This is a genomic window from Acidobacteriota bacterium, from assembly GCA_026393755.1.
In the GTDB taxonomy this organism is placed as follows: domain Bacteria; phylum Acidobacteriota; class Vicinamibacteria; order Vicinamibacterales; family JAKQTR01; genus JBAXOX01.
Map to the genome: position 1 here is coordinate 165062 of JAPKZO010000029.1, position 22220 is coordinate 187281.

General features: G+C 65.2%; 23 protein-coding genes and 1 pseudogene. 17 read left to right on the forward strand and 7 right to left on the reverse strand.

The features are described 5' to 3' along the window. Positions 1-136 precede the first annotated feature (136 nt). Together NTV05_12930 and speB are read left to right on the forward strand one after the other, a co-directional pair. Positions 137-1459: an aminotransferase class III-fold pyridoxal phosphate-dependent enzyme gene (locus tag NTV05_12930; GenBank protein MCX6545300.1), complete on the forward strand. Its 1323-nt coding sequence runs from the start codon at positions 137-139 to the stop codon at positions 1457-1459. Positions 1460-1515: 56 nt separating this feature from the next. Continuing rightward, the gene (speB, locus tag NTV05_12935; GenBank protein ID MCX6545301.1) at positions 1516-2337 is read left to right on the forward strand and encodes an agmatinase; all 822 of its coding nucleotides are present in this window, start codon (positions 1516-1518) and stop codon (positions 2335-2337) included. A 64-nt stretch (positions 2338-2401) separates the two neighbouring features. Here the strand turns inward: speB and NTV05_12940 are convergent, their stop codons facing one another. Next, the gene (locus NTV05_12940) at positions 2402-3196 is read right to left on the reverse strand and encodes an arylamine N-acetyltransferase (GenBank protein ID MCX6545302.1); all 795 of its coding nucleotides are present in this window, start codon (positions 3194-3196) and stop codon (positions 2402-2404) included. Positions 3197-3206: 10 nt separating this feature from the next. Between NTV05_12940 and NTV05_12945 the strand changes: the two genes are divergently transcribed. Together NTV05_12945 and NTV05_12950 are read left to right on the forward strand one after the other, a co-directional pair. Continuing rightward, a complete protein-coding gene (locus tag NTV05_12945; GenBank protein MCX6545303.1) occupies positions 3207-3362 on the forward strand; it encodes a hypothetical protein in 156 nt (51 codons plus the stop codon). A gap of 41 nt (positions 3363-3403) precedes the next feature. After that, positions 3404-3793 carry a hypothetical protein gene (locus NTV05_12950; GenBank protein ID MCX6545304.1) on the forward strand — a complete coding sequence of 130 codons (390 nt, stop codon included), beginning with the start codon at positions 3404-3406 and terminating at the stop codon, positions 3791-3793. A 26-nt stretch (positions 3794-3819) separates the two neighbouring features. Here NTV05_12950 and NTV05_12955 read toward each other — a convergent pair whose 3' ends face one another. Beyond that, on the reverse strand, positions 3820-4905 hold the full coding sequence (locus NTV05_12955) for a lytic murein transglycosylase (protein ID MCX6545305.1): 1086 nt from the start codon (positions 4903-4905) through the stop codon (positions 3820-3822). After that, complete coding sequence (gene pap, locus NTV05_12960; GenBank protein MCX6545306.1) at positions 4902-6413, reverse strand: polyphosphate:AMP phosphotransferase; 1512 nt, start codon at positions 6411-6413, stop codon at positions 4902-4904. The genes NTV05_12955 and pap overlap by 4 nt, the downstream gene beginning before the upstream one ends. 119 nt (positions 6414-6532) lie before the next feature. Here pap and rpiB point away from each other — a divergent pair. From rpiB to NTV05_13015, 11 genes and pseudogenes are all read left to right on the forward strand, one after another. Then, positions 6533-6967: pseudogene (gene rpiB / locus NTV05_12965) on the forward strand (ribose 5-phosphate isomerase B). Between the two features lie 162 nt (positions 6968-7129). After that, on the forward strand, positions 7130-7792 hold the full coding sequence (deoC, locus tag NTV05_12970) for a deoxyribose-phosphate aldolase (GenBank protein ID MCX6545307.1): 663 nt from the start codon (positions 7130-7132) through the stop codon (positions 7790-7792). A gap of 4 nt (positions 7793-7796) precedes the next feature. Further along, complete coding sequence (locus NTV05_12975; GenBank protein MCX6545308.1) at positions 7797-8435, forward strand: hypothetical protein; 639 nt, start codon at positions 7797-7799, stop codon at positions 8433-8435. A gap of 125 nt (positions 8436-8560) precedes the next feature. After that, entirely contained in the window at positions 8561-8854 is a 294-nt protein-coding gene (locus NTV05_12980) for a BMC domain-containing protein (protein MCX6545309.1), read from the forward strand. Between the two features lie 79 nt (positions 8855-8933). Next, positions 8934-9221, forward strand: a complete 288-nt coding sequence (locus NTV05_12985) for a EutN/CcmL family microcompartment protein (protein ID MCX6545310.1) — start codon at positions 8934-8936, stop codon at positions 9219-9221. 6 nt (positions 9222-9227) lie between these two features. Continuing rightward, complete coding sequence (locus NTV05_12990) at positions 9228-10697, forward strand: aldehyde dehydrogenase EutE (GenBank protein ID MCX6545311.1); 1470 nt, start codon at positions 9228-9230, stop codon at positions 10695-10697. Next, on the forward strand, positions 10697-11311 hold the full coding sequence (locus tag NTV05_12995; GenBank protein MCX6545312.1) for a BMC domain-containing protein: 615 nt from the start codon (positions 10697-10699) through the stop codon (positions 11309-11311). Before NTV05_12990 ends, NTV05_12995 begins: the two co-directional genes overlap by 1 nt. 95 nt (positions 11312-11406) lie before the next feature. Then, on the forward strand, positions 11407-11691 hold the full coding sequence (locus NTV05_13000) for a EutN/CcmL family microcompartment protein (protein ID MCX6545313.1): 285 nt from the start codon (positions 11407-11409) through the stop codon (positions 11689-11691). After that, positions 11688-11957 (forward strand): EutN/CcmL family microcompartment protein, encoded by a 270-nt coding sequence (locus tag NTV05_13005; protein MCX6545314.1) that lies wholly within the window; start codon positions 11688-11690, stop codon positions 11955-11957. The genes NTV05_13000 and NTV05_13005 overlap by 4 nt, the downstream gene beginning before the upstream one ends. A 109-nt stretch (positions 11958-12066) precedes the next feature. Next, a complete protein-coding gene (locus NTV05_13010) occupies positions 12067-13749 on the forward strand; it encodes a glutamine--tRNA ligase/YqeY domain fusion protein (protein MCX6545315.1) in 1683 nt (560 codons plus the stop codon). 94 nt (positions 13750-13843) lie between these two features. Further along, complete coding sequence (locus NTV05_13015; protein MCX6545316.1) at positions 13844-16534, forward strand: M28 family peptidase; 2691 nt, start codon at positions 13844-13846, stop codon at positions 16532-16534. A 33-nt stretch (positions 16535-16567) separates the two neighbouring features. On the opposite strand, the gene NTV05_13020 is transcribed toward NTV05_13015, so the two are convergent. Together NTV05_13020 and NTV05_13025 are read right to left on the reverse strand one after the other, a co-directional pair. Further along, on the reverse strand, positions 16568-17869 hold the full coding sequence (locus NTV05_13020; protein ID MCX6545317.1) for an amidohydrolase family protein: 1302 nt from the start codon (positions 17867-17869) through the stop codon (positions 16568-16570). 312 nt (positions 17870-18181) lie between these two features. Beyond that, positions 18182-18877, reverse strand: coding sequence for an HAD-IA family hydrolase (locus NTV05_13025; GenBank protein MCX6545318.1), 696 nt, complete (start codon positions 18875-18877; stop codon positions 18182-18184). A 149-nt stretch (positions 18878-19026) separates the two neighbouring features. Between NTV05_13025 and NTV05_13030 the strand changes: the two genes are divergently transcribed. Continuing rightward, positions 19027-20235, forward strand: coding sequence for a radical SAM protein (locus tag NTV05_13030; GenBank protein MCX6545319.1), 1209 nt, complete (start codon positions 19027-19029; stop codon positions 20233-20235). A 239-nt stretch (positions 20236-20474) separates the two neighbouring features. Here the strand turns inward: NTV05_13030 and NTV05_13035 are convergent, their stop codons facing one another. Together NTV05_13035 and NTV05_13040 are read right to left on the reverse strand one after the other, a co-directional pair. Further along, positions 20475-21227 (reverse strand): exodeoxyribonuclease III, encoded by a 753-nt coding sequence (locus tag NTV05_13035; protein ID MCX6545320.1) that lies wholly within the window; start codon positions 21225-21227, stop codon positions 20475-20477. 389 nt (positions 21228-21616) lie between these two features. After that, positions 21617-21772, reverse strand: coding sequence for an addiction module protein (locus tag NTV05_13040; protein ID MCX6545321.1), 156 nt, complete (start codon positions 21770-21772; stop codon positions 21617-21619). A gap of 146 nt (positions 21773-21918) precedes the next feature. Between NTV05_13040 and NTV05_13045 the strand changes: the two genes are divergently transcribed. Next, positions 21919-22220, forward strand: a 302-nt coding sequence (locus NTV05_13045; protein ID MCX6545322.1) for a DNA-binding protein, incomplete at its 3' end; no start/stop codon positions are given.

Genomic DNA, 22220 nt, shown 5'->3' on the forward strand with positions numbered 1-22220 from the left:
CGGTGACAAGTCCCGAAAGGCGCGTTTTGCCGGCTTGTGTGAGCGGGGACGCGGAGGAGCCGTTTTCCCGCACGCACGGAGTGACACGCGAGAAGCAAGACGAGAGTGGAGTTGCATGATGTCCAAGAATGCGCCCATGTCCGCACTCATGTCGGGTGAAGAGATGGTCCGTCTCTGCCGGCGCCACACGATGTACGAGTGGTCGGCGCAATCGAAGGTCGATCCGATCCCGGTGGCCCGGGCGGAGGGCGTGTACTTCTGGACGCCTGAGGGCAAGCGGTTTCTCGACTTCAACAGCCAGTTGATGTGCACCAACATCGGGCATTCGCACCCGAAGGTGGTCCGCGCCATCCAGAAACAGGCGGCCACGCTCGCCTACTCCAACCCGTTTATGGCGACCGAGCCACGGGCGCGTCTCGGCGCGAAACTGACCGAGATCACTCCTGGTGACATCGATACCTTCTTCTTCACCAACGGCGGCGCGGACGCAAACGAAAACGCCATCCGGATTGCGCGCGTGGTCACGGGGCGCCACAAGATCCTTGCCCGTTACCGGTCGTACCACGGCGGCACCGCCGGCGCCATCGCGCTCACTGGCGATCCCAGACGCTGGGCGGCGGAGCCCGGCCTGCCCGGAATCGTGCGCGCGCCAGACTTTCACAAGTGGGCCCGGCCCGAACCGGAGCCGGTTGACGTCTGCCTGCGCGAACTCGAAGACGTCATCCGGTATGAAGGCGGCCAGAACATTGCCGCGTTCGTGATGGAGCCGGTCGTCGGCACCAATGGCATCCTGATCCCGCCGGATGGCTACATGCAGGGAGTCCGCGAGATCTGCGACCGGCACGGCATCCTTCTGGTTGCCGACGAGGTGATGTCCGGATTCGGCCGGACCGGCCGGTGGTTCGCGGTCGACCATTGGGACATCGTGCCCGACATCATGACGATGGCGAAGGGGATCACGTCCGCGTACGTGCCTCTGGGTGCCGTGGGGATGCGGCCGCGGGTGGCGAAGGCGTTTACCGATCGGGCGTTTCCTGGCGGCCTCACCTACAACAGCCATCCGCTCGCCTGTGCGGCCGCGCTGGCCACGCTGGCGGTGTACGAAGAAGAGAACCTCATCGCCCGAGCCGCCCGTATGGGCGAGAGACTCCGCACAGGCCTGCAGGAACTGCAGCGACTCCATCCCTCGGTTGGCGCCACGCGATCGATTGGCCTGTTCGGAGTGGTGGAACTGGTGCGCAATCGGCGGACGTACGAGCCGATGGCGCCGTACGGCGGCACGTCCGACGAGATGATCGCGATAGGCCGCTTCTTCCGCGAGCACGGGCTCTACACCTTCGTCCGCGTCAACACGTTCTTCACGAACCCGCCGCTCGTGATTTCGGAACAGCAACTTGATGAGGGACTGGCTATCATCGACCAGGCGCTCGAGATGACAGACAGAACTGTGGACGGTTAACCCCGCCGCCGCATCGTGATCGCGGGCGATGACCATATTGCAGCAGGAGGGAGGCGATGACCGCAGAGCCAGCGAGGCGTCGACCAGTACTCATCGGCCTTCCCTACGACGCCAGTTCGTCGCACCTGCGCGGGTCGGCCGGGGCACCGCCCGCGATTCGCGCGGCTCTGCGCTCTCCCGCGGGCAACTGGTGGACCGAGGCGCTGCAGGATCTCGCCGCGCCCGGAGGCCTCGCGGACGCTGGCGATCTCGCCCTGCCGCCGAACGCAGGAGCCTGGCCGTTGATTGAGGCAGGCATCGGCCGTATCCTCGACAATGGCGAGGTGCCGATCGCGCTGGGCGGAGACCACTCCGTAACCTATCCGATCCTGCGTGCGCTCGGACCTCGACATCCCGGGCTCACGATTCTCCACATCGATGCGCATCCGGATCTGTACGACCACTTCGAAGGCGACCGTCACTCTCACGCGTGCCCGTTTGCGCGGATCATGGAGGAGGGGCTGGCCGCACGGCTTGTGCAGGTCGGCATCCGCGCGATGACCGGCCACCAGCGCGATCAGGCCGCGAAGTTCGGCGTTGACGTGATCGACATGCGGGCTTGGGCCGCGGGCGTCAGGCCCACGGTGCGCGGCCCCATTTATGCATCAATCGATCTTGACGGGATCGACCCGGCATTCGCTCCAGGCGTGGCGCATCGCGAGCCTGGCGGCCTGACCGTCCGCGAGTGTCTCGATCTGATCCAGCGCCTGCCGCTGCCGCTCGCGGGAGCCGATGTCGTGGAACTCAATCCAGGCTGCGATCCATCCGGCATAACGGCGACGCTCGCGGCCAAGCTCGTCAAGGAACTGGCGGGCCGGATGATGGGGGACGTGATGTAGGGGCGCGATTCATCGCGCCCGAGCAAATGGCGAGGCCGCGTCAGGGGCGCAATCAATTGCGCCCCTACACGCCGTCCAGGGCCAGGAATCTTGCGTCTTCGGGCACGTCGATCGCGAACACGTCGTGCAACAGTGGAACCAGCTCCGCCCGGGAGATCTCGCGGCGTTCCACCTGATCGCCTCGATGCACGGAAAAAACGAGATTGTGCAGGACGTAACGGGCATCCAGCGCCGTCCGCTGTGCCATCAGCGTCTCGACAAACCGGCTTTCTGGATGCGTGCTCGTAAACCAGTTGGCCACCACGAAGTCGACCGGGAACACCGGCACAGGAAGAATCGCGTAAAGGTCGTCCCAATCGCCTGACCGCTCGACCTGCAGCACCCACGTCCGATCTTCGTTGACGATCCGGTACACGCGCCCGTACTGTTCGGACGAGCTGCCGTCGATGGCCACCGGATCAATGATGCCGTCGCTGCCAAAACCGACGTCGGCCAGCCACGTCCGGCCCGCGCACACCACCTTCAGGACCATATGGGTGCGCGCCCGCAGAACCCCAGACGCATTCTGCCGAACCCGCGCTTCGCACGTGTGGCATTCGAACCCGACGGCGCGAAGGGCGTGCACGAGGAGGGTGTTCTGCTCGAAGCAATAGCCGCCGCGCCGCTGCCGGACCATCTTCTCCTGCAGGTCATTGGCATCCAGGGAGATCGTCTTTCCCATCTGGATGTCCAGGTTCTCGAATGGAATCCCAGTGAGGTGGGCGCGGTGCAGCACGCCCAGCGTGGGCACGTCCGGTCGCGGGTCGGCGGCGACGCCAATCCGCCTGAGGTAGCGCGCCAGGTCAAATGACGTGTCCATCGGATGGATCATGCCACAGGAACGGCTTCAGCCAACCCCACCTGATGTGGCGGCAGTCGAGATCGCGGTCGAGCAGGAGCGGCGGCGTGCCGAGGGCCGCGACGGCCTGGTGGAAGCGCTGTGCCCGGTACGCGCCATTCGCGGCGACCGGCTGTCGGGAGCGTGATTCCTGATAGAGTTCGGATTCTCCATAGAAAGGATGGCAGCATGAGCGTCACCGATCCTCTCCTCGCTCCGATGACGGGCACCAATCACCGGGTCATCGCGGGCGTGCAACTTGACATCGCGAAAGCCGGCATCGGCCGCGTCAAGCGCGCCGTGTACCCGGTGGGGTTCCGGTGGGACACCCACATGAAGCCAATCACCGGCACGGACCACTGCATGCACGCGCACGTGGGGTTTATCGCGCGCGGCCGGGTGCAGATCCGATACGAGGACGGATGCGAGGCGGATTTTGCCGCACCTGCGGTGTTTGTCATCGAGCCCGGTCACGAAGGCTGGGTTGTCGGTGACGAGCCGGCCGTCATGATCGAATTCGATTTCGAGGGCGAGACCGACACCCGTTTCGGCCTGCCCGGCAGGCACACGCACGGGTAGACATTCGGCCGGTGCCTGATTCGCCGTTAGTTGCCGCCGCCGATGCGGTCCGCGAGCACCCCCACGCCGAGCGCGTAGGCGTGGGCGCAATTGTAGCCGAGCAGCGCCTCGTAGTTGCTGTAGACAAGGAACGTGCGCGAATCGACGCGCACCAGCGACGCCTCAAGCGTCGTGCCAGGCAGAGGTGCCCCGTTGATTTGCCTGACGCCGAGCGTTCGCCACTCTCGGATCGGCTTCGACTCGGTCATCTGCCTGATGGCCTGGCACGAACCCGTCACACGGAGCAGCACCATTTCCGCCACTCGCGTCGCCGCGGCCTCGTCGACCTTGACCTCCCGGCCCCAACGCACGCCAGGCGTCCACCCGTGCTCCTTCAAGAAGTTGGCGATGGAGGCGAACACGTCACCCGTGGAGGACCAGATATTGCGCTGGCCATCTTCATCGAAATCCACCGCATAGCGAAGGTAACTCGATGGCATGAACTGCGGCTGGCCCATCGCGCCAGCCCAGGAGCCCTTGAGGATGTCGAGCCGGATGTCCTGCCGATCGAGAATCTCCAGCGCCGCGAACAATTCGTTCCGGAAGAGGCCGGGGCGATGCGGATCGTAGGCGAGCGTGGCCAGCGCGGCGATGGTTGGCCACGTCCCCGAGAAGCGGCCGTAATTCGACTCCATACCCCAGATGGCGACCAGCGTGCCGGCGCCGACGCCGTACTTCGCCGCGACCTGGCGCAACAGCCCCGCGTGCGTGCGCGCCATTTTGCGGCCGGTCTTGACAAACGCTGCGGTCAACCGGCGCTTCAGGTATTGATTGAACGTGAGCGTCAGCTCGGCCTGTGTTCTGTCGCGTTCAACGATGACCGCCAGTGGTTCGACATTGGCGAGCGCTGACTCGACGGTCTTTGCCGTGATGCCTCGCGCGAGGGCCTCCTGCCTCAGCGCGGCCAGCCACTCTCCAAACGGCGGCCGGGGCTGTTCGGGTGCCGGCGCAACGACTTGGCTCTGAACGGCCTGAGCCGCGGCCGGCACCTGCTGCGCCGCCCGAGGCGTTGTGGACAGCACGAGCGCCAAGGCCAGCGCGACGCCGGCCAGCCTTCCCGCGGGCGTCTTCACGACATCGCCTTGTCGAGTCGCGCACACAGCGTCTTGATCACCTTCAGCCGGGCGTAGTTCTTGTCGTTGCTTTCGACGAGCGTCCACGGGGCCTCATGCGTGCTGGTGTGTTCGATCGTGTCGTTGACCGCCATCTCATACGGCTGCCATTTCGTCCGGTTCCGCCAGTCCTCCTCGGTGATCTTCCAGGTCTTGTAGGGTGTCTTCTCGCGTTCCTTGAACCGGCGGAGCTGTTCGTCCTCGGTGATATGCAGCCAGTACTTGAGAAGCACGATGCCGTGGTGCAGGAGCTGGTTCTCGAATTGATTGATCTCCGCGTAGGCGCGCATCCACTCCCTCTCGGTCGCGAATCCCTCGACCCGCTCGACCAGCACTCTGCCGTACCAACTGCGATCGAAGACGGTGAGGCGTCCCGACCGAGGCAGATGACGCCAGAACCGCCACAGGTAGTGATGCGCGCGCTCCTCGTCGGTCGGCGCGGCAATCGGGATCACCTGGTACTGCCGCGCCTCGAGCGCGTCGGTCACGCGCCGGATCGCCCCGCCCTTCCCGGCGGCATCCCACCCTTCGAACACGAGGATGGTTGACAACCCCTTGGCGCTGGCCTTCCGCTGCAGAACATTGAGCCTGCCCTGGTTTCGCTCCAGCTCCCGGCTGGCCTTGTCCCTGGCAACCGCGCGTGTCATGTCCAGACTCGACAGGATCGACGTCGCGCTCCGGCTGCTCGTCGCGCCCCGCTTTCTGGCGTCGGGTGCCGGCCGGGCAGGGGTCGCGATGGCGGCCTTCGCGTCCCCCCGCTCCTGGAGGTGGCGCCGAATCGCATCGCGAATGGCGGTGCCCACCGTCAGGCTTCGGTACCGCGAATCGGCCCCTTCGACAATCAGCCACGGCGCTTCGCCGCGGCTGGTCTGGCGAATCGTCCGTTCGGCGGCGCCGACGAACTTGTCGTACATCCGCCAGTGTTTCCAGTCGAGCTTCGACACCCGCCACCGCGTCAGCGGATCCTTCTCGAGCGCCCTCAGCCGCTTCTGCTGTGCGTCCTTGCCAAGGTGCATCCAGAACTTCAGGATGAGCGCGCCATCATCGGCCAGCATCTGCTCGAACTCGACAATGCGGTTGAGGCGCTCCTCGAACCCGTTGCGATCGATACGGCCGTGAACGCGGTCGAGGATGGGGCGCGAGTACCAGCTGCTGAGAAACATGCCGATGCGTCCGCGGGGAGGCATGGCGCGCCAGTACCGCCAGTACTCCGGGCGCTCCCGCTCTTCGTCCGACGGGTCGCCAAACGCGGTGGTCACGATCCAGCGGGGGTCCATCCAGGTGTTCAGGAGGTTGACCGTTTCGCCTTTTCCAGCGCCGTCGACCCCGCCAAAGACGATGAGCGCGGAGCACGATCCGTCGGCGCGAAGGGCATTCTGGGCCGCGAGCAGGTCCTCGCGCAGCGTGATTTCCCGGGCCTTGTACTCGTCCTTGGAGACTTTTCGACCGAGTTCGGCCGCTTCAAACATGACGTCCTCCCAACCGTGGAGCGTGAGACGCGGATCGGATCACCAGCAGTATACAGGCGCGAATTACTGCGCCCGTGCGCTATTCTGGAGACGCTGATCGGCCGACATATGAACGAGGCATGAATCGATCTGTGCGCGTCGCCGTGGGCGCTGATCACGGCGGGTTCGACCTGAAACAACAACTGGTGGCGTACCTGCAGTCGGAGGGACACCAGATACAGGATTGCGGCACCTCGAGCGCCGAGGCGGTCGACTATCCGGTCTTCGCCGAGGCCGTGGCCAGGGCGGTCGCGTCGGGTCAATCCGACGTCGGCATCATGGTGGATGGCGCGGGCATCGGATCGGCCATCACCGCGAACAAAGTGCCCGGGGTGCGGGCTGCGGCCTGCTACAACGAAACGCTGGCCAGGAACAGCCGGGAGCATAATGACGCGAACGTCCTGACGCTCGGCGCCGGCCAGGTCAACGTCGAGCAGGCCCGCGGCATCGTGGACGTGTTTCTCAGGACGCTCTGCACAGCCAAGCGTCACCGGAATCGTGTTGAGATGATTGGCGCCATCGAGCGTAAAGCCCTCATGGCGGGGGCAACAGGAGGCCACGTGGATTTGTCGTCGGACGATATCCAGCGCATCGCGGAACGGGTGCGGCAGTTGATCGCACAGGATCAGCCCGCCAGGGACGCCGGCCCCGCAATCGCGCCCGACGCGCTGGCCAGGATGATCGATCACACGTTGCTCAAGCCCGAGGCCACGAAGGCGGATGTCGAGAGACTGTGCGACGAGGCCAGGCGATTCGGTTTCTACTCGGTCTGCGTCAACCCGACCTACGTACGGCAGGCGAAAGCCCTGCTGCGCGGCACCCAGGTGAAGGTGTGCTGCGTGGTGGGCTTCCCGCTGGGCGCGCAGCCGCCGGAGAGCAAGGCGCTCGAGGCGCGTCGCGCGATTCGAGAGGGCGCCGGCGAAATCGACATGGTGATCAACATCGGGGCGCTCAAGAGCCGGGATGAGGGACTGGTGCTGCGTGACATCCGCGCCGTCGTCGAGTCCTGCAAGGACGGGCGCGCGCTCAGCAAGGTGATCTTCGAGACGGCGCTGCTGACAGACGACGAGAAGATCCGCGCGTGTGAGTTGAGCATGAAGGCCGGGGCCGACTACGTGAAGACCTCCACCGGCTTCTCGAGCGGTGGTGCGACGGCCGAGGACGTCCGCCTGATGGCACAGACGGTCGCGCCGAAGAAGCTCGGCGTAAAGGCCGCGGGTGGCATCCGCACGTACGACGACGCGGTGAAGATGATTACGGCTGGCGCGACACGAATCGGAGCGAGCGCCAGCGTCAAGATTGTCGAAGAGGCGCAGGCGCGCGCGGCGCGCAAGGGGTAACCCGATGGCCGAACTTCGCTGCTACGTGTTTCTCGACAGCCTGCAGCCGCAGTATGCCTCGTTCCTGGGCACCGTCGCGCAGGGCTTCCTGCCCACGCCCGGCGAGGCGTCGCTGTTCGTGGAGATTGCGCCGGGCATGGACATCATGCGGGTGACCGACGTGGCGCTGAAGGCGACCGACGTCAAGCCCGGGATGCTGATCATCGAGCGGCTGTACGGCATGCTCGAACTGCATTCGACATCGCAGGCCGACGTCCGGGCCGCCGGGCGCGCCATTCTCGAGATGCTGGGGTTGAAGGAAGAGGATCGAACCAAGCCGGAGATCTTCTCCAGCCAGGTGATTCGCAACATTTCGCCGTACCACACGCAACTCATCAACCGCACGAGACATGGCGACATGATCACCCCTGGTCAGTCGCTGTACGTGATGGAGGTGGCACCGGCCGGGTACGCCGCGCTGGCGGCCAACGAAGCGGAAAAGGCCGCGGCGATCAACATCCTCGAAGTGCGGGCGTTTGGCAGCTTCGGACGCGTTTACCTGGGCGGCGAAGAACGCGATATCGACGTCGCGTACCGCGCCGCGGAGAAGGCCATCGAGAGCGTGAGTGGGAGAGGCGGGCAGGAAGCGAGTGGCAAGAAGTAAGAAGTAAGAAGCAAGAAGGCAAGCGTAGGGGCGTGATTTATTACGCCCTGGCGAAAGACAGGCAGTGGCAGGTAACCCGGATCGGGGATCGCGGATCCCGGATCCCGATTTCGTGGAGCACAGCAATGACAGAGGCCCTTGGCATGATCGAGTGCCGGTCGTTCCCGGCGGTGGTGGAAGCGGCCGACGCAGCGGTGAAGGCTGCGAAGGTGGAACTGGTCTCCTACGAGAAGACCGGCGGCGGGTACGTCTCCGTCATCGTGCGCGGCGACGTGGCGGCGGTCAAGGCCGCCGTTGACGCCGGGCAGGTTGCTGCCGGCCGCGTGGGCGAGGTGGTGACGGTCCATGTGATCGCTCGGCCCCACGTCAACGTGGATGTCGTGATGCCGCTCGGACGCGCCGACCAGGCCAAAGAGTAGGTTTTCGGCGCGGACCCAACATGAGGAATTGGGGTCGTGTCCCGACCCCGCTTCCTCCCCATCAGAGGTTGAGGCCGACATGCAACTGTGCAAGGTCGTAGGCACCGTCGTCGCGACGCGCAAAGAGCAGACACTCGAAGGCCTGAAGATGCTGCTCGTTCGCCAGGTCGACACCGAAGGCCAGGAGACGGGCGGATTCCTGGTGGCGGCCGATGCGGTCGGCGCTGGCCCGGGCGAGTACGTCCTGGTCGCTTCGGGCAGTTCCGCGCGCCAGACCCAGGCGACCAACAATCGGCCTGTCGATGCGGTCGTCATGGCCATCGTCGACACCTGGGACATCGGCCGCGAGACGAAGTACAAGAAGTAGTGAAAGATGCCGCGTGACGCCATGACACGACTGAGCGACCAGGACATCGAGACGATCGCGCAGACGATCGCCGCGGGTCTTTCGCCTTCGCTCGCTTCGCGAGCTACGGCGGAACAAGTCTCGCCTTCGCTCGCTGAGCGAACTGCGGCGAGACTTGGCATCTTTGCGACCGTCGACGAGGCCGCGCGCGCCGCACGAGCGGCGCAGCTCCTGTTTGCCGCGCTGCCGCTGGCGACGCGGGCCGCCATCATCGCCGCTATCCGCGAGACGATGAGGGCGAATGCCGGATTCCTGGCGCGATCCGCTCATGAGGAGACCGGCCTCGGGCGGTACGAGGACAAGATCGTCAAGAACCGCCTGGTGACCGAGCGCACACCAGGGATCGAAGATCTCGCGGCGGGCGCCGTCACCGGCGATCACGGCCTGACGCTGGTGGAGCCGGCGCCATTCGGCGTGATCGGCGCCATCACGCCCTCCACCAATCCCACCTCCACGATCATCTGCAACGCGATTGGCATGCTGGCCGCCGGCAACAGCGTCGTGTTCTCGGTGCACCCGCTGGCCAAGCGGTGCTCGATCGAGACGGTGGCGCTTCTGAACGAGGCCATCACGCGGGGGGGCGGGCCGCCCAATGTGGTTACCTGCCTGTCGAATCCCTCGATCGAAACGGCCCAGGAGATGATGCGTCACCCCCTGATCCGGCTGCTGGTCGTCACCGGCGGCGGGGCCGTGGTGAAAGCCGCGATGGCGAGCGGCAAGCGGGCCATCTGCGCGGGTCCGGGCAACCCGCCGGTTGTGGTGGATGAGACCGCGCACCTCGAGAAGGCCGGGCGCGACATCGTGCTCGGCGCGTCGACCGACAACAACATCATCTGTGTCGACGAGAAGGAAGTGTTGGTCGTCGACCGCGTCGCCGATGCGCTTATCACCCAGATGCAGGCCGCCGGCGCGGTCGTCATCGAGCGCAGCCGCCTTGCGGCGCTCGAGAACCTCATTTTCGAGAAGAATCCTGGGCCGCGCGGTCACGGATCGATGAATCACGATCTGATCGGCAGGAACGCCTCCGTGATTCTGTCGCGCCTCGGGATGAACGTCCCCGAGTCCACCCGGCTCGGCATTGTCGAGGTGGGCGAAGACCACCCGCTGCTCTGGAGCGAGCAGATGATGCCAATCCTGCCGGTGTGCCGGGTGCCGGACGCCGATCGCGCGATCACGATGGCGATCGACATGGAAGGCGGAAACCGGCATACCGCGGTGATGCACTCGACGCATCTCGACCGTCTGAGCCGCATGGCCAGGGCGTGCGACTGCAGCATCTTCGTCAAGAACGGCCGATCGCAGGCGGGCCTTGGCCTCGATGGCGAAGGGTACTGCTCGTTCACCATTGCGAGTCCGACCGGCGAAGGGCTCACCGGGCCGCGATCGTTCTCGCGATCGCGCCGGTGCGTGCTGGTCGATCACTTCAGGATCACGTGATGAAGAAACACCCAGCGATTGCCATTGTCGAGTTCAGCGACATCCCAACCGGGATGTTCGCGACCGATGCGATGTTGAAAGTCGCGCCGATTGCCTTCATCAAGTGCGGAACCGTCAGCCACGGCCGGTACTTGACGCTGGTGGGCGGCACGACCGCGTCGGTGGAGGAGTCGCTTCGAGAAGGACTGTTCCACGGCGGGCCGAGCGTGATCGATCACCTGCTGCTCGCCGACATCCACCCGCGGGTCTACGAAGCCATGCTGGGGTGGAAGAAGCCGGGCGCCACCGGAGCGCTGGCGATCATCGAAACCGACACCGTGGCCACCAACGTCCGCGCGGCCGAAGCCGCGCTCAAGGGCACGCCGGTCGACCTGCTCGAGATCCGGCTGGCCGATACCGGACTCTCCGGGAAGGGCATCAGCATCTACCAGGGCTCGCTGCCGGACATCGAAGCGGCCATCGACCTGGCAGCCAGGTATCTGGGCGAGGCCGGAAGCCAGTTGCGCCACCGCATCATTTCGTCGCCGCACGAGGCGCTGGTCAGGCAGATCGAGACCAGCACCTGGTTCGGATCGCAGACGAAGCTGGATCTCGAAGGCGAGACGGCGTCGTAGAGAAGAAGCAGCGCGTAGGGGCGGGCGCCTGTGCCCGCCCGAAAAGCGTAGGGGCACGGCATGCCGTGCCCGGACGGAGTCAGGCTGGAGACGACATGCTCCTAGGGCGAGTGATTGGCACGGTGGTGTCGTCGGTTACATACGACGGGCTCGCCGGCGTGCCGATGCTTATTGTCCAGCCGCTCGACAAGCGAGGCGCGCCGAAGGGCGCGCCGGTGGTCGCTGCCGACGCGACGCGCATGGCGGGGCCTGACGAGATGGTCTATTACGAGGGCGGCCGCGAGGCGGCGCTGGCGCTCGATCCCTGGTTCGTCCCTGTTGACCATGCGATTGTGGGCATCGTGGATTCCCTGCACGTGATGCCCGGGAGCGCGACATGATCCTCGGCCGCGTCATCGGCGACATTACCTCGACCATCAATCATCCGTTCTACGACGGCAAGAAGATCCTCCTGGTCGAGCGCACCGATCCGGCCGGTGCCGCGTTGCCGGATTGCCTGATCGCCATCGACACGGTTGGCGCCGGCCCAGGCGAACGCGTGCTGGTGCTCGACGAAGGCAACGGTGCCCGCCAGGTGGTCGTCTCCAAAGACGCCCCCATCCGTTCTGTCATCGTCGGCATCATCGACGCCGTCGAACGCAACTGAGACAGTCCAACGGACGCGTGAGCGGGGAGGGGGGCGTCGCTCAGGTGACCGGGTGCTTCGCGAAGCGTCCAGCCACCCCCCGCCGCCCCGCCCGCAGTACAATCACGGGATGACGACCGAGGGCCCAGTCGATTTTATCCGCGCCATCGTCGCCGACGATCTGGCGGCCGGGCGGAACAACAGTCGCGTCCGAACCCGCTTCCCCCCCGAACCCAACGGCTATCTGCACATCGGCCACGCCAAGTCGATCTGTCTGAATTTCGGCGTGGCGCAGGAATTCGGCGGCGCCTGCAATCTGCGTTTTGACGATACAAATCCGGCCAAGGAAGACGTCGAGTACGTCGACGCAATCAAGCAGGACGTGCGGTGGCTCGGCTTCGACTGGGAGGATCGCGAGTACTACGCGTCCGACCACTTCGAGCAGCTCTACCAGTGGGCGGTCGAACTGATCGGCAAGGGGCTGGCCTACGTCGACTATCTCACACCAGACGAAGTCCGGGAGCATCGTGGCACCCTGACCGAGCCCGGGCGCGAGTCTCCACATCGCAACCGACCGATTGCCGAGAATCTGGAGCTGTTTCGCCGCATGCGGGCCGGGGAATTTGCGGACGGGGTCTACACGCTGCGTGCGAAGATCGACATGGCCTCGCCCAACATCAATTTGCGCGATCCCGCGCTTTACAGGATCCGGCGCGCCACGCACCACCGCACCGGCGACGACTGGTGCATCTACCCGATGTACGACTTCGCGCACGCGTTGTCGGATGCCATCGAAGGGATCACCCACTCGCTCTGCACGCTGGAGTTCGAGGATCATCGCCCGCTCTACGACTGGTGCATCGCGAACTGCAGCGTGCCGAGCCGGCCTCGCCAGATCGAGTTCGCGAGACTCAATCTCACCTATACCGTGATGAGCAAGCGACGCCTGCTGACGCTGGTGGAGGAGGGTGTCGTGCAGGGATGGGACGACCCTCGGATGCCGACACTGAGCGGGATCCGACGGCGGGGCTACACGCCAGAGGCCATGCGGGAATTCGCCGCCCGCATCGGCGTCGCCAAGCGCGAGAATCTCGTCGACGTGGCGCTGCTCGAAGACGCCGTGCGTGACGATCTCAACAAGCGCGCGCCCCGCGCGATGGCGGTGCTGCGGCCGCTCAAGGTCGTCATCGACAACTTCCCCGAGGACCAGGTCGATCAGATCGCCATTCCGGTCAATCAGGAAGACGCCAGCGCCGGAATCCGCCAGGTGCCGTTCTCGCGCGAACTCTATATCGAGCGCGACGACTTCATGGAGGAGCCGCCGAAGAAGTTCTTCCGGCTGGCGCCCGGCCGTGAAGTGCGGCTGCGGGGCACGTACTTTGTGACGTGCGACCGCGTCGAGAAGAACGCCGCCGGTGAGGTGACCGCGCTTCACTGCACGTACGATCCTGCCACGCGCGACGGCAACGCGCCCGATGGCCGTAAACCCAAAGCCACGATTCACTGGGTGTCGGCCGCGCACGCGATCGTCGCCGAGGTCCGGCTGTACGATCGGCTGTTCAACAACCCGACACCGGGCGATGAGGCCGACGGCGGCGACTGGCGGACTTCGCTCAATCCGACGTCACTGGAAGTGCTGCGATGTCCGGTGGAGCCGACGCTCGCCTCGGCCAGCGCCGGCGATCGGTATCAGTTCGAGCGGCTGGGATATTTCGCCGTGGATCCCGACTCGACACCCGGGAATCTCGTGTTCAACCGAACGGTCACGCTCAAGGACACCTGGGCGCGCGTTGCCCGGAGGACGGGTCGTTGACAGGGTTGGGCAACCACGGGGGGTTGCCCCTACGCCAGCAGAGAAGTTCCGCAGGAGCGGGCCCCTGTGCCCGCCCAAACAAGACGAGGACTCCATGTCGATGAAACGCGCCCTCTGCGCCATAGTTCTGTTCGCCGGAATGGTGGCGGTCGCCATCGCCCAGCAGCCAGTCAAGCCATCGCTCGATTCCGCTAATGACGCGTGGGACCGGGGCGATTACGTCTCGGCCCTCACCGCCTACAAGAGCCTGCTGACGGGTCCGGGAGGCGCTGCCTTTCTCGAGCCGATCGCCCTGCAGACCGGCGAACTCTACAAGACGATCGAGATCACGACGGACGGATCCAATCCGCGCTTCAGCCCGGACGGACAGATGGTCGCGTATGAAACGGGCGCCGGCCCAGCGCGCAAGACGAGAATTGTCGAGGCATCGGCAGACGCAAAGACTATTGCCGACATCGGTGGCTACGCCTTGTCGTTCGCCTCAGTGACTGGACGGATTGTCTACCTCCGGCCGCGCCCGTCAGATGAGCTGTCGGCGGCCGTTGTGGCCGCCGGCCAGGCGGCTGGACAGGGCGGGGGCCGCGGAGGCGGGCAGCAGTTGGTGAACTTCCTCCAGACGAAGTTCGTGGACATCGTCGTCGCGGATCCTCAGACCGGTGTCCTTCAAGCGTGTCCAACCGACGGGCTGTTGAAGCAGGCGCCAGTCTTCAGCCCTGACGGCCAGACGATCTATTTTCTCGGGGCGCGCGAAGACGACCCGTCGCGCAACGATGTGTACGCGATGCCCGCAACGTGCGGGCAGCCGAAAGCGATCACCAGCGAACCCGGGTACAAGCAGAGCGTCCAGGTTCTTCCGAAGAGCACGTCGATCGTGTACCTGCCCGTGCGGACAAACCCGTTCGCTCGTCCGGCCGCCCAACCTGGCAACACGGCACCAGCGACCGGGCGCGCCGGTGCCGGTGGCCGAGGCGCCGCGGGTGCTGGGGGAACCGAAACCGCCGGCGCTGCCCAGGCTGCCGGCAGTGGCGCGGGAGGCGGCGGTCGCGGTGGACAGGGCGCGACGAGTTTCGCGCTGGTCGACACGAAGACCGGGGCCACGACAACGATCAACGGTACCGGGCTCGCCATTTCGGCCGACGGATCGACTTGGGCTTACCTGGTGCGCGCGGGCGAGGAGACCGCGTTGATGGTGGGGCTTGTTGGCGGGGAAGCCAGGTCCATCAAGAAGACGCGCGACCGGCTGGCCAATCCGGCGCTGGCGCCAGATGGCAGCCGTGTGGCTTTGCAGGTGATGCCGAAGGACGACTGGGAGATCTACGTCTGGAACCGCGATGGTTCGAACGAAACCCGCGTGACGCGCGAAATCCAGCACGATACGCTGCCGCGTTTCGTGACCAGCAATGTTGTGCTGGCCGCGACCGGTGAGGGCCGCCACCTGCGCTCCTCGCTCTACGACCTCACGACCGGCGCGCGCGTGAGGCTGTTCCACAACAACACAATTCGCACGATCGCCCCCGAGTACGCGTGGGTGGTCAGCCCCGATGGCCGGCAGATTCTCGTCAGTGCCGAGCGCGACGGCGACACGGTCTCGCCCGAGCGGGGCATCTACCTCGTGCCGCTCGATCGCAAGGTCACCAACGCCGACGTTGTCGCCCGACTGGATGCGAACCTCGCCGCGGAAAAGACGCTCCGCGCCGCTGGGCAGCGGATGTTCGCGCCGATCGCCGCCGCGGTCAGGCAGACGCTGGCCGACGTGTCGATCAATCGCATCGACACCTACGAGAAGAAACTGTTCGAATTCGATTCCAAGCACATCTCAAAGCCCGGCAATCGGCTTGCCGGTGAGTACCTCTTCAATCTGTACCGTTCATTCGGATACGAGCCCGAGCACCAGTGGTTCGAGCCCAGGGGCGCGCTCGACGGCAAGTCCGCCAACATCATTGCCACGCTCAAGGGGACCGAGAGCCCCGAACTCATCTACGTGGTCAGCAGCCACTACGATTCGAACGCGGTGAGTCCGGGCGGAGACGACGACAGTTCGGCGACAGCGGCGCTGGTCGAGGCGGCCAGAGTGCTGGCCAAGCGGCCGATGCCGGCGACCATCGTGTTCGCGTCGTTTACCGGCGAAGAAGCGGGGTTGCTCGGGAGCCGGGAGTTCGTGCGGCGGGCGAAGGCGGCGGGGTGGAAGATCGTCGGAGCGCTCAACAACGACATGATCGGCTGGTCCAACGATCACCGTCTCGACAACACGATTCGGTACTCGAACCCCGGCATCCGGGACGTGCAGCACGGGGCATCATTCTTCACTCGGCTCATCACGTATGACTCGCTGTACTTCAAGTCGACCGACGCCGCCGCGTACTATGAGGCGTACGGGGACATCGTTGGCGGGATCGGGTCGTACCCGGTCCTGGGCAATCCGCACTACCACCAGCCGACCGACTTGCTCGAGACGGTCAATCACGATCTGGTGACCGAGACCAGCCGAACCACCATTGCGAGCGTCATGCTGCTGGCCTCGAGCCCGTCCCGGCTGATGGGGCTGAAGGTGGCGAGCTATCAGGGCAAGTCGGCGAGACTGACGTGGACGCCCAGCCCCGAGAAGAGCGTCCGAAGTTACGTCGTGGCGTACGGTCCGGCGCAGGCGCCGTTCAGGAACCGGGTGACCGTCCTGAAGCCCGAGGCGGTACTTTCCGCCATCGAGCCAGGAACGATCGTGTCAGTGAAGGCCGTCAACGCGAAGGGGCTTGAAGGCTGGGACTGGGCGCGGATCGTCGTCAAGTAGGGGCGCGATTCATCGCGCCCGCCGTATCCGCATCTATGGCCGCCGGTAGACCTTTCCGCCCTTCATGACGAACGTCGCTGTTCGGCAGACCTTGATGTCCTTGGTCGGGTCGCCCGCAAACGCCACGAGATCGGCGAGCAGGCCCGTCTTCACCTGGCCGATCCGGTCCGCCCAGTTCATCGCCTTCGCGTTGATGGATGTCGCCGCGATGAGCGCCTGTGCGGGCGTCATGCCGTACTCCACCATCAACTCGAGTTCGCGCCAGTTCGTGCCGTGTGCAAACACGCCGACGTCGCTGCCAAGGCCGATGATGACGTTTTGCTTGATAGCCGACTGGAACGCGCGGCGTCCTTCTTCCATCGAGGCCGTCGGCTTCGACACACCGGGCTTGTACCCCTGGTTGTAGATGGATGAGGCTTCCTGCGCAGCCAGCGTCGGGTAGTAGACGACGCCCTTTTCGGCCATCAACTTGAAGACCTCGTCGGTGCCGCCGTAGCCATGTTCGATCGTGTCGGCCCCGGCCATGACCGCATCGCGCATGCCTTCGGCACTGCCGGCGTGCACGGCGACGGGGCGCTTCGCGCGACGGGCCTCCTGTACGGCTGCCAGCATCTCGGCAGGATTCAGTGTCGGCACCGTCGATCCGTCCGGCCCCCGGCGGTAATCGGCGTAGAACTTGACCCAGTCGGCCCCGTGGCCGATCTGATCGCGCACGGCCCACAACATCTGATCGACACCGGAGACTGGTTCGGCCCCTTGCGGGATCTCGAGGTTTGTCGCAAACCCCTTCGGGCCGGGGCCGTAGCTGGCCGATGCGACGATGGCCTTGGTGGCGACCTGCAATCGGGGGCCGGGAATGCGTCCCTCGTTGATGGCCTTTTGCACCGACACGTCTGCGTATTCGGCGCCCTCCGTGCCGAGATCGCGGAGCGCCGTAAAGCCGGCCATCAGCGTGGCTTCGCAGTGCAGCACCGCTGCAATCGTGCGGTAGGCCAGCGTCTCCTTCATCACCTGATCGTTCCAGAGGGTCTCGTTGTACGGATGCAGAAAAATGTGCGAGTGCGCGTCGATCAGTCCCGGCAGCAGCGTCATCCCGGCCAGATCAATGACCTGTGCGCCAGCGGGCGCCTTCACGTCGGCTGCGGCGCCGGCCGCGGCAATTCTGTCTCCCGTGACCAGTACCACCCAGCCTTCGTGCGGCTGGGCCGACACGCCGTCGAACACCCGCGCGGGCTTCAGCAGGACGCTGGCAAGTACACTCGGCTGCGCCTGCCCGCCCACGACAGCCGCCACCACCACGACCATCAACACTGCCAGGACACAGATGCGTTTCATTCGCTCACCCCACGTGACAACAGATCATCTCGAGATCATCTCGGGAAACGGTAATCTACCTCACCCCGTTCTGCGGGCGGACGGTTCCTTCGCGTCCCCGCTCACGCAAGCCGGCAAAACATGCCTTACCGGGACGGGTCGCCGACCTGACGTGTGCGCTCTTCGCGCAGCCCGTCTTGGCCCTCACGGCACGTTTTGCGAACTGACGCTGTCGGCTTGGTTCGAGGGGCCGCTCCGGAATCCGTTCGCCAGCCCGAACGGTGTGGAGCAATCACCGCAGATTGCCCGGCGCCGCCACGCCTCAAGCCTTCTTCAATCAAATCGTCCCGCCAGCAACCCGTTCGCCAGCTCCGTCATCGATGCGACGCACGGGCAATCGACGTCATTGTACATGCCGGTCGAATCGAGCAGCACAGCGGGCAACCCGGCTGCCCGGGCACCGACGATATCAATCTCGTAGAGATCGCCGCAATGAATCGTCGTCTCCGTGTTTGCGCCGGCGCGATCGAGCGCGATGCGGAACAGCCGCGGATCTGGTTTTTCCACGCCCTCCTCTTCGGATGCGACCACCAGGTCGATGAGGGGATCGACGCCCAGTCGCGCGAGGGCCAGCCGGAGTGTCGCGTTCGTGTTCGACACGACGACCACTTGAAGCCCAGCGCCCTTCAGGCGCCGAAGAGCAGGGATGACATCGATCGGCAGAGCGTCCCAGGTGTTCTCGCGATCATGGAACACCTTCAACTCGGCGAGCGCGGCGTCGCTCTGCGCCGTCGGGCTGATGCCGGCGCGCTTGAGAATCAGGTCGAAATACAGAAACCCCCGTTGCTCGTCGGTCGTTGCGCGCACCGTGTGTGCCACATCGAGCTGCCGCTTGACGGCGGGTTCGGCCGCCGCGAGCGTGGCGGCATCGACGCGCACCCCGTGTCGTCCGAGCATCTCGGATGCCCGGTCCCAGTTCGGGCACACCAGCACTCCACCGGCATCAAGAAAGATCGTCTGGTAGTGCATCGTTGTTGAACATCCGTGAATTCGCGCGTTCAGTCTGCCACAGACACAAGGCGGTCTGGATACTTTTCGCGAACCACAGAATTGTATCGAAAGAAGCGCGGCGTCGATAATTCGTCCCGACCCCAGACCCATCTATACTGGACCCGATCATGGTGCTGCGCGCCACCACCGCGACGTCTTCCTACATCATCAGCCTCAAGCCACACTCGCTGGCGGTGAGCCGCGACGACACGCTCGTCGTGTCGTGGGATCTTGGCGGACGTCTCTACTGCGTCTATCGAGATGACGTGACATGGCGCAGAGGGCTGAACGGAGACGTGCTCGAGAAGCAGGGGAGCGGCGCGTCTCGTTCGCGCTCGCGGTTGACGCCAGCCGGAGCGGACGCGGTCGTTGATGAGGCCGCCACGTTCGCGCGAAAGACCGTTGAGGCCGTGTTATCGCCGGCGTGGCGATGGGCAGCACCAGTCGAGCCCGTCGTTGCTCAGCTGGTCGTGTCCCATTTGCAGTTGTGCGCGCAGTTCGGTGCGGCGCAGGCGCGCATCGACGCCGCGCGTTTCGCGGATGTGTATCGCCCGGTGGGGATCCTGCCGCCCGATCAGTATCTGTCGCTGGTCGTGCAGGCCACGGAAGGCTGTTCATTCAACACCTGCACGTTCTGCGATCTTTATCATGACGGCTACCGCGTGAAATCGGCGGACCAGTTCCGCGCGCACGTCGACCGGGTGCGGCGCTATCTCGGCGCGTCGATCAGCCTGCGATCGCGCGGCATCTTCCTCGGCGCGGCCAACGCATTGGCTGTGCCGATGGCGACGCTCGTGCCCATCTTCGAGACGCTGGTGGAGGAACTGGATGCGATCCCCAGAGGGGTGTGCGCATTTGTGGACGGGTTCACCGGCACGAAGAAGACCGCGGGCGACTACCGGATGCTCAGCCACCTGGGACTGAGGCGGGTGTACATCGGTCTCGAGTCTGGCCACGATCCGCTGCTTGCCTTCATCAGGAAGCCAGGGCTCGCTGCCGACGCTGTCGAGACCGCCCGTCGCGTCAAAGCAGCCGGAGTGCAGGTTGGCGTCATCGTGATGACCGGACTTGGTGGGGAGCGATTCTCGGCCCGCCACGTGGCGGATACGATTGCGGCCGTCAACCGGATGCAGTTGGGCGATGGAGACTTGATCTACTTCAGCGACGTGGTTGAGATCGCGGGCACGGCATACCCGCGTATCGCCGAGCGCGAGGGCGTTCGACCGCTTTCACCGGAAGACAGGCGCGCGCAGCGCGACGCCATTCGCGCCGGGCTTCGGTTCGATGGGCCTGGACCGAAATTCGCCACCTACGACATCCGGGAGTTCGTGTACTGATAACACCCCGGCGTTCAGGTGCCGTGGCGTTTCGCTCCGCGTCCCCGCTCACGCAAGCCGGCAAAGCGCACCTTCCCGGACTCGTCGCCGACCTGACGTGTGCGCTCTTCGCGCAGCCCGTCCTGGCCGTCACGGTGCGTTTTGCGAACTCACGCTGATCGGCTTGGTTCGAGGGGCCGCTTCGCGAACTGCGCCGCGGCGCCTCCGCCTCTACGCCTGCCGCTTCGCGAACCGTGGCGTCACCGAACGTCGATGGTGGCGACGACGGGCGCGTGGTCGCTCGTCCCGATCTCGCGGAAGGACGGGCACGAGGTCGCGCGGCTGGCGACGCTCTCGCTGGCGAGCACGTAGTCCAGACGCCAGCCGATGTTCCGCTGCCGCATGTTGCGCCAGGGCGGCCACCACGTGAACAGATCGGCGTTGTCGGGATCGAGTGCGCGCCCGAGGTCCACCAGCCCGTGACGGATGACGCGTTCGAACAGGTCGCGCTCCTGTGGCGACTGGCCGATCGCGTCAGGCCTGCGTTCTTTTGGATGGACGTCCATGTCGGTGCGAGCCACGTTCATGTCGCCGCACAGCACGACCGGCCGGCCGTCAGCCTCGTGCCGGGCCGTATGCGCGGCCATCGCTTCGAGGAAGCGGATCTTGGCGGCGAAGTCCTTGCCGCCGTTCGGGACGTAGATCGACGAGACGACAAACGGGCCGATATCGGCGGATACGATGCGGGTTTCGTGATCGAATTCGGGATGGGTGAATTCGGGCGGTTTCGGGCAGCAGGCCTTCCGCACGAGCAAGGCCACGCCTGAGAACGCGGCGGCGCCATGCCAGTAGCCCCAGTAGCCGTCGAGTTGCAGGAGCGCCTGAGGAATCTGCTCGCGGGCCGCCTTCAGTTCCTGCAGACAGACGACATCCGGCTGCTCGCGCTCAATCCACTCCTGCACCTGCGCCTGCCGGGCGCGGATGCCGTTCACATTCCAGGTCGCGATCTTCATAGTCGCCAGTACGACTATGTTACTGGCAAGAACAGCCACGCGCACGATTCTGGCTACCCACTCTGGTCCTGTTGGAACGGCCTCGAATCGTCGCCTCGAAGCCAGCCGAACACCGGGTACCGATGGCCTCCACCATACGGGGCTGTCTTGAAGCGACTTCTTGGCACCATTGGCGACCGTCGACAAGAAGCGGAACGTAGACAGGACATCGACTACCGCGACTTGCCGACTACCGGAGACGAATCTTCCAGTAGCCTGGCTTCCGCCGATCATGGGCAATGGCGAGCACTCGGAGTGCGACAGGCGTGTCGAGGTAGTTCAGCTTCGGCGCGGGCACGGACGTCTTCCCACGGAATGCCGTCGGACTCGCCGTCCATCACTCGGCGTGCTCATCGCTCGACTTCGGCGGCCCAGGCGGCCTCGACCGCCGCCGGGTCCTCGGCATCAGCGTCAAGACTGGCCAGGAGTTCGGCTGCGACATCGGCGCGTTGGTCAATCGGCAGCGTCAACGCTTCTCGAAGAAGTTCTTGCGCCCGAGGGGTCATGAGGAAATTCTACACCCGGACCGAACAGCCCAACAACGCGCGGCACCCGACCGGCGCCGGTGGTATCGTAAGCGCCGGCGGGTGAGCGCGGAACGCAAGCAGACCGCTTGACGTGAACGCGATGAACGAATCGGTGACGTGAGATCATGAAGCCGGCATCAACGGTCTACATCGAAACCAGCATCGTCAGCTATTTGACCGCGCGCCCGAGTCGAGTCGTGGTGCTGGCTGCACGGCAGGCGTTGACACGCGATTGGTGGCGGGGACGCGCGTCGTTCCAGTTGAGAGTGTCCCAACTTGTACTCGACGAGGCACGGGCTGGCGATCACCTGATGTGCGCGCGGCGGCTGAGAGCCTTGGAGGGAATCCCCGTCCTCTCGCTCACGGAGTCCGCAACTCGGCTGGCGAAGGAGTTGGTCCGGCGAGGTGCCCTGCCCGAGAAGGCCAC

What these genes read in the sequence shown, in the direction of transcription:
- NTV05_12930 (MCX6545300.1), top strand. Translation starts at nt 137, where the DNA reads ATGTCCGCACTCATGTCGGGTGAAGAGATGGTCCGTCTCTGCCGGCGC.
- speB (MCX6545301.1), top strand. Translation starts at nt 1,516, where the DNA reads ATGACCGCAGAGCCAGCGAGGCGTCGACCAGTACTCATCGGCCTTCCC.
- NTV05_12940 (MCX6545302.1), bottom strand. Translation starts at nt 3,196, where the DNA reads ATGGACACGTCATTTGACCTGGCGCGCTACCTCAGGCGGATTGGCGTC.
- NTV05_12945 (MCX6545303.1), top strand. Translation starts at nt 3,207, where the DNA reads ATGCCACAGGAACGGCTTCAGCCAACCCCACCTGATGTGGCGGCAGTC.
- NTV05_12950 (MCX6545304.1), top strand. Translation starts at nt 3,404, where the DNA reads ATGAGCGTCACCGATCCTCTCCTCGCTCCGATGACGGGCACCAATCAC.
- pap (MCX6545306.1), bottom strand. Translation starts at nt 6,413, where the DNA reads ATGTTTGAAGCGGCCGAACTCGGTCGAAAAGTCTCCAAGGACGAGTAC.
- deoC (MCX6545307.1), top strand. Translation starts at nt 7,130, where the DNA reads ATGATCGATCACACGTTGCTCAAGCCCGAGGCCACGAAGGCGGATGTC.
- NTV05_12975 (MCX6545308.1), top strand. Translation starts at nt 7,797, where the DNA reads ATGGCCGAACTTCGCTGCTACGTGTTTCTCGACAGCCTGCAGCCGCAG.
- NTV05_12980 (MCX6545309.1), top strand. Translation starts at nt 8,561, where the DNA reads ATGACAGAGGCCCTTGGCATGATCGAGTGCCGGTCGTTCCCGGCGGTG.
- NTV05_12985 (MCX6545310.1), top strand. Translation starts at nt 8,934, where the DNA reads ATGCAACTGTGCAAGGTCGTAGGCACCGTCGTCGCGACGCGCAAAGAG.
- NTV05_12990 (MCX6545311.1), top strand. Translation starts at nt 9,228, where the DNA reads ATGCCGCGTGACGCCATGACACGACTGAGCGACCAGGACATCGAGACG.
- NTV05_12995 (MCX6545312.1), top strand. Translation starts at nt 10,697, where the DNA reads ATGAAGAAACACCCAGCGATTGCCATTGTCGAGTTCAGCGACATCCCA.
- NTV05_13000 (MCX6545313.1), top strand. Translation starts at nt 11,407, where the DNA reads ATGCTCCTAGGGCGAGTGATTGGCACGGTGGTGTCGTCGGTTACATAC.
- NTV05_13005 (MCX6545314.1), top strand. Translation starts at nt 11,688, where the DNA reads ATGATCCTCGGCCGCGTCATCGGCGACATTACCTCGACCATCAATCAT.
- NTV05_13010 (MCX6545315.1), top strand. Translation starts at nt 12,067, where the DNA reads ATGACGACCGAGGGCCCAGTCGATTTTATCCGCGCCATCGTCGCCGAC.
- NTV05_13015 (MCX6545316.1), top strand. Translation starts at nt 13,844, where the DNA reads ATGTCGATGAAACGCGCCCTCTGCGCCATAGTTCTGTTCGCCGGAATG.
- NTV05_13020 (MCX6545317.1), bottom strand. Translation starts at nt 17,869, where the DNA reads ATGAAACGCATCTGTGTCCTGGCAGTGTTGATGGTCGTGGTGGTGGCG.
- NTV05_13025 (MCX6545318.1), bottom strand. Translation starts at nt 18,877, where the DNA reads ATGCACTACCAGACGATCTTTCTTGATGCCGGTGGAGTGCTGGTGTGC.
- NTV05_13030 (MCX6545319.1), top strand. Translation starts at nt 19,027, where the DNA reads ATGGTGCTGCGCGCCACCACCGCGACGTCTTCCTACATCATCAGCCTC.
- NTV05_13035 (MCX6545320.1), bottom strand. Translation starts at nt 21,227, where the DNA reads ATGAAGATCGCGACCTGGAATGTGAACGGCATCCGCGCCCGGCAGGCG.
- NTV05_13040 (MCX6545321.1), bottom strand. Translation starts at nt 21,772, where the DNA reads ATGACCCCTCGGGCGCAAGAACTTCTTCGAGAAGCGTTGACGCTGCCG.